The sequence below is a fragment of the Duganella sp. CT11-25 genome (genome assembly GCF_047302815.1).
GTDB lineage: Bacteria > Pseudomonadota > Gammaproteobacteria > Burkholderiales > Burkholderiaceae_D > Rugamonas.
Genome location: NZ_JBKBFD010000001.1, coordinates 4,297,386 through 4,310,995 on the forward strand (window position 1 = coordinate 4,297,386; position 13,610 = coordinate 4,310,995).

The window sequence follows — 13,610 nt, forward strand, 5'->3', positions numbered from 1 at the left end:
AAAAACGGCAACAGGCAATATTATCCGCCATTGAAGCGTTCGTGTTTGCGGATTTCTTACAAAACCCGCATGAAAACATGGCTAAAACGTCGTGCACAGTCCTTTTGGACTGTCAAGACTGGCACATTCGCGCCGATTGCGTATCATTCCGGGCTTGACTGCTTAGGAATCGCCCCACATGTTGCCTTCAATCGAACAACGTCTTGCCCTGGAACTTGCCGCCAAACCGGCCCAGGTTGCCGCCGCCATCGCCCTGTTGGACGAAGGCGCCACCGTTCCCTTCATCGCCCGCTATCGTAAAGAGGCGACCGGAGGCCTGGATGACATTCAATTGCGGCTGCTCGAAGAACGCCTGCGCTACCTGCGCGAGCTGGAAGACCGCCGCGCCGCTATCGTGGCATCGATCACCGAACAGAACAAGATGACGCCGGAACTGCTAGATGCTGTCATGCACGCAGAAGACAAGACCCGTCTTGAAGACTTATATCTCCCCTACAAGCAAAAACGCCGCACCAAGGCGCAAATCGCCATCGAAGCCGGGCTGGCGCCGCTGGCCGACGGCCTGCTGGACAACCCGGAACTGAACCCGGAAACCGAAGCCGGCAAGTTCCTGCGCGAAGCGTTCACCACCGCCGACGGCAACAATCCGGGCGTGGCCGACACCAAGGCGGCGCTGGACGGCGCCCGCCAGATTCTGATGGAACGCTTTGCCGAAGACGCTACTCTTTTGCAAGCCTTGCGCGAATATGTGCAAGAGCATGGCATTGTGGAGTCGAAAGTTATTGAAGGTAAGCAAGACGAAGGCGAAAAATTCGCCGACTACTTCGATTATTCCGAGACCATCGCCACGGTGCCGTCGCACCGCGCCCTGGCGCTGCTGCGCGGCCGCCGCGAAGCCGTCCTCGACGTCACGCTGCGGCTGGATACCGAGGCCGAGAAACCGAAGTGGGACGCGCCGCACAATCCGTGCGAAGGCCGCATCGCCGCCCGTTTCGGCATCAAGAACCAGGGCCGCGCGGCCGACAAATGGCTGGCCGACACCGCCCGCTGGACCTGGCGCGTGAAGAGCTTCATGCACCTGGAGACCGAACTGATGGGCGCGCTGCGCGAGCGTTCCGAGCTGGACGCGATCAACGTCTTCGCCACCAACCTGAAAGCGCTGCTGCTGGCGGCGCCGGCCGGCCAGCGCGCCACCATGGGCCTGGACCCGGGCCTGCGCACCGGCGTGAAAGTCGCCGTGGTCGACGCCACCGGCAAGGTGGTCGACACCGCCGTGATCTACCCGCACCAGCCGAAGAACGACTGGGACGGCGCGCTGCACACGCTGGGCCGCCTGGCCGCCAAGCACAATGTGTCGCTGATTTCGATCGGCAACGGCACCGCCTCGCGCGAGACCGACAAGCTGGCGCAGGACTTGATCAAGCAGCATCCCGATCAAAAAATGAGCAAGATCGTGGTGTCCGAAGCGGGCGCGTCGGTGTATTCGGCGTCCGAGTTCGCTTCCAGGGAATTGCCGGACATGGACGTCTCGCTGCGCGGCGCCGTCTCGATCGCGCGCCGCCTGCAGGATCCGCTGGCCGAACTGGTCAAGATCGATCCGAAGTCGATCGGCGTCGGCCAGTACCAGCACGACGTCTCGCAAACCCAGCTGGCGCGCTCGCTGGACGCGGTGGTCGAGGATTGCGTGAACGCGGTCGGGGTCGACGTCAACACGGCGTCGGCGCCGCTGCTGGCGCGCGTGTCGGGCCTGTCGGCCTCGGTGGCGCAGGCCATCGTCTCCTACCGCGACGTCAAGGGCGCCTTCCCGTCGCGCGCCGCGCTGAAATCGGTGCCGCGCCTGGGCGACAAGACCTTCGAGCAGGCGGCCGGCTTCCTGCGCGTGATGGGCGGCGAGAATCCGCTGGACGCCTCGGCGGTCCACCCGGAATCGTACCCGCTGGTCGAGAAGATCCTGGGCGACATCAAGAAGGACATCAAGGCCGTCATCGGCGAGACCGCGCTGATCAAGACGCTGAGCCCGGCCAAGTACGCCGACGACAAGTTCGGCGTGCCGACCATCACCGACATCCTGAAGGAGCTGGAGAAGCCGGGCCGCGACCCGCGTCCGGAATTCACCACCGCCACCTTCAAGGAAGGCGTGGAAGAGATCCGCGACTTGCGTCCGGACATGATCCTGGAAGGCGTGGTCACCAACGTCGCCGCCTTCGGCGCCTTCGTCGACATCGGCGTCCACCAGGACGGCCTGGTGCACATCTCGGCGCTGTCGAACACCTTCGTCAAGGACCCGCATTCGGTGGTCAAGGCCGGCCAGGTGGTCAAGGTCAAGGTGCTGGAAGTGGACGAGAAGCGCAAGCGCATCGCCCTGACCATGCGCCTGAGCGACAGCGCGCCGCAAGCCGGGTCCCAGCCGCAGCAGCGCGGCGACCGCAACGACCGCAAGAGCATGGGCCAGCACCAGAAGCAAACCGCGCGCGCCGAACCGATCGGCGGCAGCATGGCGGCCGCCTTCGCCAAGCTGCGCGGCTGATCTTCCGGCCTTAAAAATACCGGTGCCGACGTTTTCTTATAAAATGTCGGCATCTAATACATCTTTCCACTGAGGCAGCTATGAGCGACGTACAAACCTGGATCAAAGAAACCGTGACCAACACCCCGGTGGTGCTGTTCATGAAGGGCACCGCCCAGTTCCCGCAATGCGGTTTTTCCGGCCGCGCCATCCAGATCCTGAAGGCTTGCGGCGTTGAAAATATCGCAACCATCAACGTGCTGGAAGATCCTGAAGTCCGCCAGGGCATCAAGGACTATTCGAACTGGCCAACCATTCCACAGCTGTATGTGAAGGGCGAGTTCATCGGCGGTTCGGACATCATGAACGAAATGTTCGAGTCGGGCGAGCTGAAGGCCCTGCTGGATGCCTGACAGGCCTACGCCAAGCGTGGCCCGGCGGATTGTCATCGCCATCACCGGCGCCACCGGCGCGGTGTATGGCGTGCGTCTGCTGCAACATCTGCAACACACCGACGGTATCGAGACGCACCTGGTGGTCTCGGACGCCGCGGTCCTCACGCTGCACCAGGAAACCGGGCTGCAGCGGCGCGAAGTCGAAGCCCTGGCCCATGTGGTGCACAAGGTGCGCGACGTCGGCGCATCCATCGCCAGCGGTTCTTTCCAATCGGACGGGATGATCGTCGCGCCATGCTCGATGAAGACGCTGGCGTCGGTGGCGCACGGCCTGTCGGACAACCTGATCGCGCGCGCGGCCGACGTGGTGCTCAAGGAGCGCCGCCGGCTGGTGCTGATGGTGAGGGAAACCCCGTTCAATCTGGCGCACTTGCGCAATATGACGGCGGTGACGGAAATGGGCGGGATTATCTTCCCGCCGCTGCCGAGTTTTTATCACAAGCCGCAAAGCATTGCGGAGATGGTCGACCACACGGTGGGCCGCGTCATCGACTTGTTCGGAATCGAACATGCACTGGCCCCGCGCTGGGCGGGCATGAAGGCCAGCGATTCCAACTAAAGCACAGCCGGGTGGTGCGTAAGCCTAGCGCTTGTCGAACTGTGAGCCGCTGGCTTTCTTCAAATCCCTCGCTTCTTCGACCATGCGGCGGTGGGCGATACGCTTGCGCATCACTTCGGCGTGCTGGGCGGCGGTCATCGGGGGGACGGTCATCAAATCTTTTAGCTGCGCGACGTTGCTGTAGTTACTTTTCATAAGACGGCTCAAAAGCTTGGCTCCGGAAGTAAATGCTGCGAATCAGCGGCGCTGATTACCTATTGTGCCTCAAAACCGTGTCGAAACTATGACAATTCGCAAGGGCGCCAAAAATAAAAAAGGCGTCCCCGCAGGTACGCCTTGTCCGAATAATAGCCGGAAAATCAATGAAACTAGTTTCATACGGAAACACTATTCCAGCCGTCCACAAACGGTCAAAATAACTCCGTAATACTACGTAAAATGACTACTTTTGGTAATTAACCCGCACCAGCATGCGAATAAATTCGCGCGCAATCTGGCGGTGATGCTCGTCCAGCCGTTGCAAATCGGCGATCAGCTTGACGTCGGCCGACTCGAAGCGCGACAAGCCGTTGCCGCCGTCGCCGGCCGGCGCGCCTTCCTCCGGGCCGCCAAAGCGCAGCCATTCCGCCGGCACGCCCAGCCACTGGGCGATCATGCGCAGCTTCTCCTGGGTGGGAATGGCCTCTCCTACCAGCCATTTACGGGCCGCGTGCACGGTGATCGGCCGTCCATCGAAGCGGATGTTGAATTCCCGCGCCAACCGGGTCGGGCTATCGGGAGAGTAGTGGGCGTTCTTGAGAGCCTGTTGCAAGCGCTGGCTAAAGCTTTCGCGTTCATTGGAAGAATTCATAATTGCACTATTTCACGTTGCGTCATGAAAGTCAGTCTCTGCAAGGTGAGCGCTGTTTGTGACGTGATGGGATTTTATAATTAACATTCTATCCTCTGTAAGTGCAATCGTCAGCGAAAGCGGACTCCGAATTTTGTTCGGTTCGGTGCAGCGAAAGAGGAGCGAATTACGGCCCCTGTTTCAGCGGACGATCAACGTTATTAGAATAACACTATTCGCCGCGCACGGCCAAGCTTTCCGTGCCGGTTTACGCGGAAGCGTATGATGCCGCCGGCTTTTGTTTGGCGTCGCACGATACCGCGTTACAATATGCTTGACGTTGACGTAAACGGAAACCGCAAGACCTTACCGCAATCAGAGAAGATGCCAACCTACACCATCACCGAACTGGCCCGTGAATTCGACATCACGGCGCGCGCCATCCGCTTTTACGAAGACCAGGGTTTGCTGAGTCCGTCGCGCGAAGGCGCCGGCGGCCGCAACCGGGTCTACACGCCGCGCGACCGCACCCGCCTCAAGCTGACCCTGCGCGGCAAGCGCCTCGGCCTGTCGCTGTCGGAGATCAAGAGCCTGGTCGACATGTACGAAACGCCGAAGGACACCAGCGCCCAGATGCACCGCTTCCTCGGCGTGCTGGCGCAGCACCGCGAAACGCTGGAACAGCAGCGCGAAGACATCGAGATGTCGCTGGCGGAAATCACCGCCCACGAAGACGAGTGCAAGCGCCTGCTCGCCGCCCTCGCCGAATAAAATCCGGGTCAGTTCCGGCAAGCGGTAAAAATGGCCGCTTGCCGGAACTGACCCCGAAGTTGACGTTTACGTTAACGTCACTCCAGCGTATGATTTATGCTTCAACCTAAAACAGAAGAATGAGGACGACATGCTCCATCTCCCAGGCCTGACCTTTGACCACGGCGAAGACATCGCCGCGCTGCGCGAAGCCGTGCAGCAATTCGCCGCCGCCGAGATCGCCCCGCGCGCGGCTGAAATCGACCGCAGCGACCAGTTCCCGATGGACCTGTGGCGCAAGATGGGCGAGCTGGGCGTGCTCGGCATCACCGTCGGCGAGGAATACGGCGGCGCCAACATGGGCTACCTGGCCCATATCGTGGCGATGGAGGAAATCTCGCGCGCGTCGGCCTCGGTCGGCCTGTCGTACGGCGCCCACTCGAACCTGTGCGTCAACCAGATCAAGCGCAACGGCACCGAAGAGCAAAAGCGGAAATACCTGCCGAAGCTGATTTCCGGCGAGTACATCGGCGCGCTGGCGATGTCCGAGCCGAACGCCGGTTCCGACGTGGTCAGCATGAAACTGCGCGCCGATTTCAAGGGCGACCGCTGGGTACTGAACGGCACCAAGATGTGGATCACCAACGGCCCCGACGCCGACGTGCTGGTGGTCTACGCCAAGAACGACCTCGAGGCCGGCCCGAAAGGCATGACCGCCTTCCTGATCGAAAAAGGCTACAAGGGCTTCTCGATCGCGCAAAAGCTCGACAAGCTGGGCATGCGCGGCTCGCACACCGGCGAGCTGGTGTTCCAGGATTGCGAAGTGCCGGTCGAGAACGTGCTGGGCGGCCTGGGCAAGGGCGTCAACGTGCTGATGTCGGGCCTGGACTTCGAGCGCACCGTGCTGTCCGGCGGCCCGCTGGGCATCATGCAGGCGTGCATGGATGTGGTGGTGCCGTACATCCACGACCGCAAGCAATTTGGCCAGCCGATCGGCGAATTCCAGCTGATGCAGGGTAAGATCGCGGATATGTACTCGACCATGATGGCGTCCAAGGCGTATGTCTACGCCGTCGGTCAGGCTTGCGACCGGGCCAAAACCCCGGAAGCGGTCCGCCAGCTGCGCAAGGACGCGGCGGGAGCCATTTTGTATAGCGCGGAAAAAGCGACCTGGATGGCCGGCGAGGCGATCCAGACGCTGGGCGGCAACGGCTACATCAACGAGTATCCGGTCGGCCGCCTGTGGCGCGACGCCAAGTTGTATGAAATCGGCGCCGGCACCAGCGAAATCCGCCGCATGCTGATCGGCCGCGAACTGTTCGCGGAAACCAAGTAAGGCCGGTGAGATGTCGTTCCCGCGCACGCGGGAATCCATGCTGAGCTGGCCAAGCCAACGCATTATGGGTTCCCGCTTTCGCGGGAACGACGCTGACCGACGGGACCGACATGATCCAGGCTGCTTTCCCCAAACTGCTGCGCTCGCAGATCGCCTTCGACATCGCGGGCACCATCCGCGACGGCTTCGACAAGCACTACCGCCTGTTCCGCCAGACCAGCCAGCAGGCCAAGCAGCATTTCGAGCGCGGCACCTGGCGCGAGGCCCAGCAAGCCGCGCGCGCGCGCATCGACTTCTACGACAAGCGCGTGCAGGAATGCGTGCAGCTGCTGGAAGACGAATACGAGCCGTCCGAGCTGACCGACGAAGTCTGGCGCGAGCTCAAGCTGCACTACATCGGCATGCTGTCCGACCACAAGCAGCCGGAGCTGGCCGAAACCTTCTTCAACTCGGTCTGCTGCAACATCCTGCACCGCAGCTACTTCCACAACGAATTCATCTTCGTGCGCCCGGTGGTCTCGACCGAGTACATCGAGACCGAGGAACCCCGGCCGACCTACCGCGTCTACTATCCCGGCACGGACGGCCTGCGCTTCACGCTCAAGCGCATCATCACGAACTTCCAGCTGGACACAAAGTTCGCCAACCTGACGCGCGACGTCGAGCAGGTCGAGCAGCGCCTGAAGCACTTGTTCGGCGCCAGCCGCATCGAGCCCAACCACCAGATCCAGGTGCTGTCGAGCCTGTTCTTCCGCAACAAGGGCGCCTACATCGTCGGCAAGGGCATCAACGGCAACAAGGAGTTCCCGTTCGTCGTGCCGATCCTGCACAACAAGCACGGCGAGCTGATACTCGACACCGTGCTGTTCGACCACGAGCAGATCGCGGTGCTGTTCTCGTTCACGCGCGCCTACTTCCTGGTCGACATGGAAGTGCCGTCGGCCTACGTGCAGTTCCTGCGCAGCCTGCTGCCGCGCAAGCCGCGCAGCGAGATCTACACCATCCTCGGGCTGCAAAAGCAGGGCAAGGCGCTGTTCTACCGCGACTACCTGCAGCATCTCAAGCACTCGTCCGACCTGTTCGAAATCGCGCCCGGCATCCGCGGCCTGGTGATGCTGGTGTTCGCGCTGCCGTCCTTCCCGTACGTGTTTAAGGTCATCAAGGATTTCTACCCGGCGCCCAAGGAGACCACGCGCGCGCTGATCAAGGAAAAATACCTGCTGGTGAAGCACCACGACCGCGTCGGCCGCAGGCCCCACACGCTGGAATACTCCAATGTCGCCTTCCCGCGCCACCGCTTCACGGAAGAGCTGCTCGCCGAGCTGAAGCATTTCGCGCCGTCGCTGGTCGAACAGGATGGCGACAAGGTCGTCATCAAGCACCTGTACATCGAGCGCCGCATGGTGCCGCTGAATATGTGGCTGACCAGCGCCGAAAGCGACGATCTCCAGATCGAACACGGCATCCTCGAATACGGCAACGCCATCAAGGAACTGGTGGCCGCCAACATCTTCCCCGGCGATATGCTGTACAAGAACTTCGGCGTCACGCGGCACCAGCGCGTGGTGTTCTACGACTACGACGAAATCGAATACATCACCGACTGCAATTTCCGCGCGATCCCGCAAGCCCGCACGGAAGAAGAGGAGATGGCGTCCGAGCCGTGGTACCCGGTCGGCAGGCATGACGTCTTCCCCGAGCAGTTCGACACCTTCCTGCTGGGTAACGCCAAGATCCGCAAATATTTTATGAAGCACCACGGCGATCTATTGACGCCAACGTGGTGGCAGGCGCGCAAGCAGCGCATCATGGACGGCCACGTGGAAGACGTGTTCCCGTATCCGCAGCACATCCGGTTTTGCAATCAACACTCGACACCCCCGGCGGTGATACAACCGCCCTTTATGGAGATACTAGAAAATGAATGATCCAGTCGTTATCGTCGGTGCGGCCCGCACCCCCATGGGCGCCTTCCAGGGCGATTTTTCCAGCAAGGCCGCGCACGACCTGGGCGCGGTCGCGATCCAGGCCGCCGTCGAACGCTCCGGCATCGACGGCAAGCTGATAGAACACGTCTACTTCGGCAATTGCCTGATGGCGGGCCAGGGCCAGGCGCCCGCGCGCCAGGCCTTGCTGAAAGCCGGCCTGCCGACGTCCACCGGCGCCGTCACGCTGTCCAAGATGTGCGGCTCGGCGATGCAGGCCGCGATCTTCGCGCACGACCAGCTGGTGGCCGGCAGCGCCGAGGTGGTGATCGCCGGCGGCATGGAGTCCATGACCAACGCGCCCTACCTGGTGCCGAAGGCGCGCGGCGGCTACCGCATCGGCCACGGCATGATGTTCGACCACATGATGTACGACGGCCTGGAAGACGCCTACTCGCGCAACGAGAAAACCGGCGAAGGCCGCTCGATGGGCACCTTCGCCGAAGAGTGCTCGGCCAAGTACGAATTCACCCGCGAAGCGCAGGACAGCTTCGCCATCGAATCGGTCAAGCGCGCGCAGGCCGCCACCACCGAAGGCTGGTTCAAGTGGGAGATCGCGCCGGTCACCGTCACCAGCCGCGCCGGCGACACCGTCATCGACAAGGATGAAGGCCCGCTGAAAGCCAAGGTCGAAAAAATCCCGACCCTGCGCGCCGCGTTCAAGAAGGACGGCACCATCACCGCCGCCTCGTCGTCGTCGATCAACGACGGCGCCGCCGCACTGGTGATGATGCGCGAATCGAAAGCCAGGGAACTGGGCCTGACCGTGATCGCCAGGATCCACGGCCACGCCACGTTCGCGCAGGAACCGAACCTGTTCACCACCGCGCCGATCGGCGCCGTGGAAAAGCTCTACAAGAAAATCGGCTGGGGCACCAAGGACGTCGACCTGTTCGAGATCAACGAAGCGTTTGCGGCGGTGCCGATGGCGGCGATGCGCGACCTCGAGATCCCGCACGGCAAAGTCAACGTGCATGGCGGCGCCTGCGCGCTGGGCCATCCGATCGGCGCCTCCGGCGCACGCATCATCGTCACGCTGATCGGCGCGCTCAAGCGCACCGGCGGCAAGAAGGGCGTGGCGGCGCTGTGCATCGGCGGCGGCGAAGCGACCGCCATGGCGATCGAACTGGTGTAAGCGGATGGCGACGGCACTCATCATCGGCGCATCGCGCGGCATCGGGCTGGAACTGGTGCGGCAGTATCTGGAAGACGGCTGGCGCGTGATCGCCACCGCCCGCAAGGCGGAGGACTGCGACGCGCTGGCGGCGCTGGGCGCCGAACCGCACAAGCTCGACGTCACCAACGTCGAAGCCTGCGCGGGCATCGGCTGGAAGCTGGACGGCGAAGAACTCGACGTCGCCATCCTGAACGCGGGCGTGTACGGCCCGCGCCACGACGGCTTCCCGCTGCAAACGGACTTCGATGCGGTGATGCATACCAATGTGCTGGCGGCGATGCGGCTGCTGCCGATCATCGCGCCGATGGTGTGCGCGGCGCGCGGCAAGCTCGCCGTGCTGTCGTCGAAGATGGGCTCGCTGTACCGCGCCAGCAAGGCCGCCTTGAACTCGGTACTGATCGACACGGCGCTCACGTATGGAAAGCAAGGCGCCACCTGCGTCGCCTTCCATCCGGGCTGGGTGCGCACGGAGATGGGCGGCGAAGGTGCCGATATCCCGGTGGAGCAAAGCGCCACCGGCATCCGCGCCACGCTGGCCGCGCTGCCGGCTTCCGATCACGCCGTGTATCGCAACTACGACGGCACGCCGATAGGCTGGTAATTCAAGAATATAACGAGACAACATGATACTGAGCGAAGAACACGAAATGATCCGCGACGCCCTGCGCACGTTTGCGCAGGAGCGCCTGGCCCCCAACGCCGCCCGCTGGGACAAGGAGCACCACTTCCCGAAAGAGGAATTGAAAGAGCTGGCGGCGCTGGGCGCCTTCGGCGTCGCCGTGCCGGAAGCGCTGGGCGGCGCCGGCATGGATTACGTGTCCCTCGCCCTGGTGCTGGAGGAGATCGCGGCGGGCGATGGCGGCACGTCCACCATTATCTCCGTCAACAACTGCCCGGTGTGCAGCATCGCCATGATGTACGCCAACGACAGGCAGAAGGAACAATGGCTGCGCCCACTGGCGCAAGGCGAGATGCTGGGCGCGTTCTGCCTGACCGAACCGCACACCGGCAGCGACGCCGCCGCCCTGCGCACCACGGCCACGCGCGACGGCGACGAGTACGTCATCAACGGCACCAAGCAGTTCATCACCAGCGGTAAATACGCGGACGTCGCCATCGTCATGGCGGTGACCGACAAGGCCGCCGGCAAGAAGGGCATCAGCGCGTTCTGGGTGCCGACATCGGCGCCGGGCTACATCGTCGCGGGGCTGGAGCAGAAGATGGGCCAGCACTCGTCGGACACGGCGCAGATCCTGTTTGAAAACTGCCGCATCCCGGCCGGGAACCTGATCGGCGAAGAGGGCCAGGGCTACAAGATCGCCTTGTCCGGGCTGGAGGGCGGCCGTATCGGCATCGCCTCGCAAGCCGTGGGCATGGCGCGCGCCGCGTACGAGGCCGCGCTGGCCTATGCGCGCGACCGCGAAAGCTTCGGCAAGCCGATCTTCGAGCATCAGGCGGTGCAGTTCCGCCTGGCGGACATGGCCACGCGGATCGAAGCGGCGCGCCAGCTGATCCGCCACGCCGCGTCGATGAAGGATGCCGGCCTGCCATGCTTGAAAGAGGCCGCGATGGCCAAGCTGTTCGCCTCCGAGATGGCGGAGCGGGTCTGCTCGGACGCGATCCAGGTCCACGGCGGCTATGGCTACGTCAGCGACTTCCCGGTGGAACGCATCTACCGCGACGTGCGCGTCTGCCAGATCTACGAAGGCACCAGCGACATCCAGAAACTGCTGATCGCCCGCGCGCTCTAAGCGGTTTTGACCACGGCGGATTCGCCGATCGCGTAGAACTGGCCTCCGGCGATGTAATGGAGGCTGCGCCAGCGCGGATCGGCTTTTCCGAATTCCCAGTGGCCGTTGCTGAACACGCGGGTGTCGGCATACGCCGCAACCACTTCGCCGATGAACAGATCGTAGGTCTGCTGGTTGTGCGGCTCCGGGATCACCTTGCAGACCAGCCACGCCGAGCTGCCGGCAACCAGCGGCGCCGCATAGCCATCGACATGGAACAGCTCCACGCCGCAGCGTTCCAGCTTGTCCGGCGCATCGCCGAGGCTCATATTGCCAACCGCGTGGGTCAGCTCCAGCTGCCCCATGTTCGGCACCTGCAGCACGAAATAGCCGCTATGCTCCACCAGCCCGCGCGTGGCGGCGGTTTTATCCAGCACCACGGTGACCTTGGGCGGCGAAAAATCCAACGCACAAGACCAGGCCGCGGCCATGACGTTATCCACGCCCGCGTGGTTGGCCGAGACCAGCACCGTCGGACCGTGATTCAGAAGCCGATATGCCTTTTCCAGCTCGACAGGCAAAATATGTTTATCCACTTCACGTCCTCAAATTCTCAGCCCGGCACGATGCGAACCACCTTGCCTATGATCGCTTTGGCGGCCACAAAACCCCAATAGCGGCTATCCAAGCTGTTGTCCCGGTTATCGCCCATTACAAAATAATTACCGGCAGGGATATTACAAGTGATGACGTCATGATCGAGCGCGCATTGCGACGGCAACATGGAAACGCTTTCGCTGTAGATTGAAGGCACATTCGGATTAATCAGGATGTCGTGCTCGATCCGGCCCAGTTTTTCCTGATAGCGGTTGGAGTAACGCAGGTTTTGATCATCCAGGAAATCATCGAGTTGCTTGCCCCGTACATCTACGCCATTCACAAAAACGCGCTTGTCGCGGTATACCACCTTGTCGCCAGGCAGACCAACGATCCGTTTGATATAGGTCTGAGAGGGATCACGCGGATAATCGAATACCACGATGTCGCCGCGCTCCAGAGGGGCAGAAATCGCACTGCTGCCGAACACCATGCCCACTGTGCTGTAATGCCCGTATCCCCATTTCTGTACCATCACGTTCGCGCCTCTGGGCACGCCAGGCATCATGGACGACGAGGGCGCGCGGAACGGCTCGTAAAAGAACACCCGGATCACCAGGATGATCATGATCGCGATCGCAGTTGTGCAGACCAGGCCATACCAGCGTGAATACCAAGGTCTGCTTTCGTCGCCGGTCTTCTTTCCTGCCATTTGATATGCCAGGCTGGCCCACGCCACGGCCAGGAGGATGGAAATTGCCGAGAATGCCAGATTCGATTGAAAGCCAGGCATGAAGTAGCCTGCCAATCCCACCGCCAGCCCCACGACCAGGCTAGCAGCAGCCCAGCGCGGCGCGTCCACATACAAATATGCGAGCGGCGCGGCAAAAATGCCCAGCACTGCGGCAATCCATTTTTTGGGTTTGGTATTCAATATCGCTCCATTCATCTGCATGGCAATCGAATCATATTTTTTGTATCTGCAGGTTGATCGCCTTGACGGCGCGCTCGTTGCGCTCGCTGTAGCGGTCGGTCAGGTAGTCCGTGCGGCCGCGCAGCAGGAGCGTCATCTTGAACAGCTCCTCCATCACATCGACCACACGCTCATAGTAACCCGAAGGGCGCATGCGGCCATTGTCGTCGAACTCCTTGTACGCCATCGGCACCGACGACTGGTTCGGGATGGTGAACATGCGCATCCAGCGCCCCAGCAAGCGCAAGGTGTTGACCACGTTGAACGACTGCGAGCCGCCGCATACCTGCATCACCGCCAGCGTGCGTCCCTGGCTGGGCCGCAGCGCGCCTTGTTCCAGCGGTATCCAGTCGATCTGGTTCTTCATCACCGCCGTGATGGCGCCGTGCCGCTCGGGACTGCACCACACCTGGCCCTCGGACCACAGCGACAGCGCGCGCAGTTCGATCACCTTCGGGTGATCCTCGGATACGCTGCCCGCCATCGGCAGCTCGGTCGGATCGAAGATCTTCACCTCGGCGCCGAAGTGCTCCAGGATGCGCGCCGCCTCTTCCGTCAGGAAGCGGCTGAAGGATCGCTCGCGCAGCGAGCCATACAACATCAGGATGCGCGGCGGATGCGCCAGGTCGCCGGCCGGCGCCAGCTTGTCCAGCGTCGGCAGGTCCAGCTGTTCGGGGTGGATATTCGGCAGATCGGGAATTTTGTCCATGATG

The 13,610-nt window shown here is 62.2% G+C and carries 14 protein-coding genes; 9 read left to right on the forward strand and 5 right to left on the reverse strand.

The window, feature by feature from the left end; translation table 11 throughout:
• Positions 1-178 precede the first annotated feature (178 nt).
• The 3 genes from ACEN9F_RS18255 to ACEN9F_RS18265 all read left to right on the forward strand — a co-directional run bounded on the left by ACEN9F_RS18255 (position 179) and on the right by ACEN9F_RS18265 (position 3,520).
• Positions 179-2,527: a Tex family protein gene (locus ACEN9F_RS18255; RefSeq protein WP_413421973.1), complete on the forward strand. Its 2,349-nt coding sequence runs from the start codon at positions 179-181 to the stop codon at positions 2,525-2,527.
• Between the two features lie 80 nt (positions 2,528-2,607).
• A complete protein-coding gene (gene grxD / locus ACEN9F_RS18260) occupies positions 2,608-2,919 on the forward strand; it encodes a Grx4 family monothiol glutaredoxin (protein ID WP_413421975.1) in 312 nt (103 codons plus the stop codon).
• On the forward strand, positions 2,912-3,520 hold the full coding sequence (locus tag ACEN9F_RS18265; protein WP_413421977.1) for a UbiX family flavin prenyltransferase: 609 nt from the start codon (positions 2,912-2,914) through the stop codon (positions 3,518-3,520). The genes grxD and ACEN9F_RS18265 overlap by 8 nt, the downstream gene beginning before the upstream one ends.
• A gap of 24 nt (positions 3,521-3,544) precedes the next feature.
• On the opposite strand, the gene ACEN9F_RS18270 is transcribed toward ACEN9F_RS18265, so the two are convergent.
• Positions 3,545-3,673, reverse strand: a complete 129-nt coding sequence (locus ACEN9F_RS18270) for a hypothetical protein (RefSeq protein ID WP_256367502.1) — start codon at positions 3,671-3,673, stop codon at positions 3,545-3,547.
• 289 nt (positions 3,674-3,962) lie between these two features.
• Positions 3,963-4,370 carry a hypothetical protein gene (locus tag ACEN9F_RS18275; protein ID WP_413421979.1) on the reverse strand — a complete coding sequence of 136 codons (408 nt, stop codon included), beginning with the start codon at positions 4,368-4,370 and terminating at the stop codon, positions 3,963-3,965.
• 363 nt (positions 4,371-4,733) lie between these two features.
• On the opposite strand from ACEN9F_RS18275, the gene ACEN9F_RS18280 reads away from it, so the two are divergent.
• From ACEN9F_RS18280 to ACEN9F_RS18305, 6 genes are all read left to right on the forward strand, one after another.
• Positions 4,734-5,120 (forward strand): MerR family transcriptional regulator, encoded by a 387-nt coding sequence (locus tag ACEN9F_RS18280; protein ID WP_413421981.1) that lies wholly within the window; start codon positions 4,734-4,736, stop codon positions 5,118-5,120.
• A gap of 130 nt (positions 5,121-5,250) precedes the next feature.
• Positions 5,251-6,435 carry an isovaleryl-CoA dehydrogenase gene (locus tag ACEN9F_RS18285; protein WP_413421983.1) on the forward strand — a complete coding sequence of 395 codons (1,185 nt, stop codon included), beginning with the start codon at positions 5,251-5,253 and terminating at the stop codon, positions 6,433-6,435.
• 110 nt (positions 6,436-6,545) lie between these two features.
• Positions 6,546-8,363: a bifunctional isocitrate dehydrogenase kinase/phosphatase gene (gene aceK, locus ACEN9F_RS18290; RefSeq protein WP_413421985.1), complete on the forward strand. Its 1,818-nt coding sequence runs from the start codon at positions 6,546-6,548 to the stop codon at positions 8,361-8,363.
• Entirely contained in the window at positions 8,356-9,555 is a 1,200-nt protein-coding gene (locus tag ACEN9F_RS18295; RefSeq protein WP_413421986.1) for an acetyl-CoA C-acyltransferase, read from the forward strand. Before aceK ends, ACEN9F_RS18295 begins: the two co-directional genes overlap by 8 nt.
• A 4-nt stretch (positions 9,556-9,559) precedes the next feature.
• A complete protein-coding gene (locus ACEN9F_RS18300; RefSeq protein WP_413421988.1) occupies positions 9,560-10,198 on the forward strand; it encodes an SDR family oxidoreductase in 639 nt (212 codons plus the stop codon).
• A gap of 22 nt (positions 10,199-10,220) precedes the next feature.
• Positions 10,221-11,348 (forward strand): acyl-CoA dehydrogenase family protein, encoded by a 1,128-nt coding sequence (locus ACEN9F_RS18305; protein WP_413421990.1) that lies wholly within the window; start codon positions 10,221-10,223, stop codon positions 11,346-11,348.
• On the opposite strand, the gene ACEN9F_RS18310 is transcribed toward ACEN9F_RS18305, so the two are convergent.
• Genes ACEN9F_RS18310 through arsH form a run of 3 tightly spaced genes read right to left on the reverse strand, consistent with a single transcriptional unit; the run spans position 11,345 to position 13,606 of the window.
• Positions 11,345-11,923 (reverse strand): flavin reductase family protein, encoded by a 579-nt coding sequence (locus ACEN9F_RS18310; RefSeq protein WP_413421992.1) that lies wholly within the window; start codon positions 11,921-11,923, stop codon positions 11,345-11,347. The genes ACEN9F_RS18305 and ACEN9F_RS18310 overlap by 4 nt on opposite strands.
• 17 nt (positions 11,924-11,940) lie before the next feature.
• A complete protein-coding gene (lepB, locus tag ACEN9F_RS18315; protein WP_413421994.1) occupies positions 11,941-12,858 on the reverse strand; it encodes a signal peptidase I in 918 nt (305 codons plus the stop codon).
• A 31-nt stretch (positions 12,859-12,889) separates the two neighbouring features.
• A complete protein-coding gene (arsH, locus tag ACEN9F_RS18320; protein ID WP_413421996.1) occupies positions 12,890-13,606 on the reverse strand; it encodes an arsenical resistance protein ArsH in 717 nt (238 codons plus the stop codon).
• Positions 13,607-13,610: the final 4 nt, after the last annotated feature.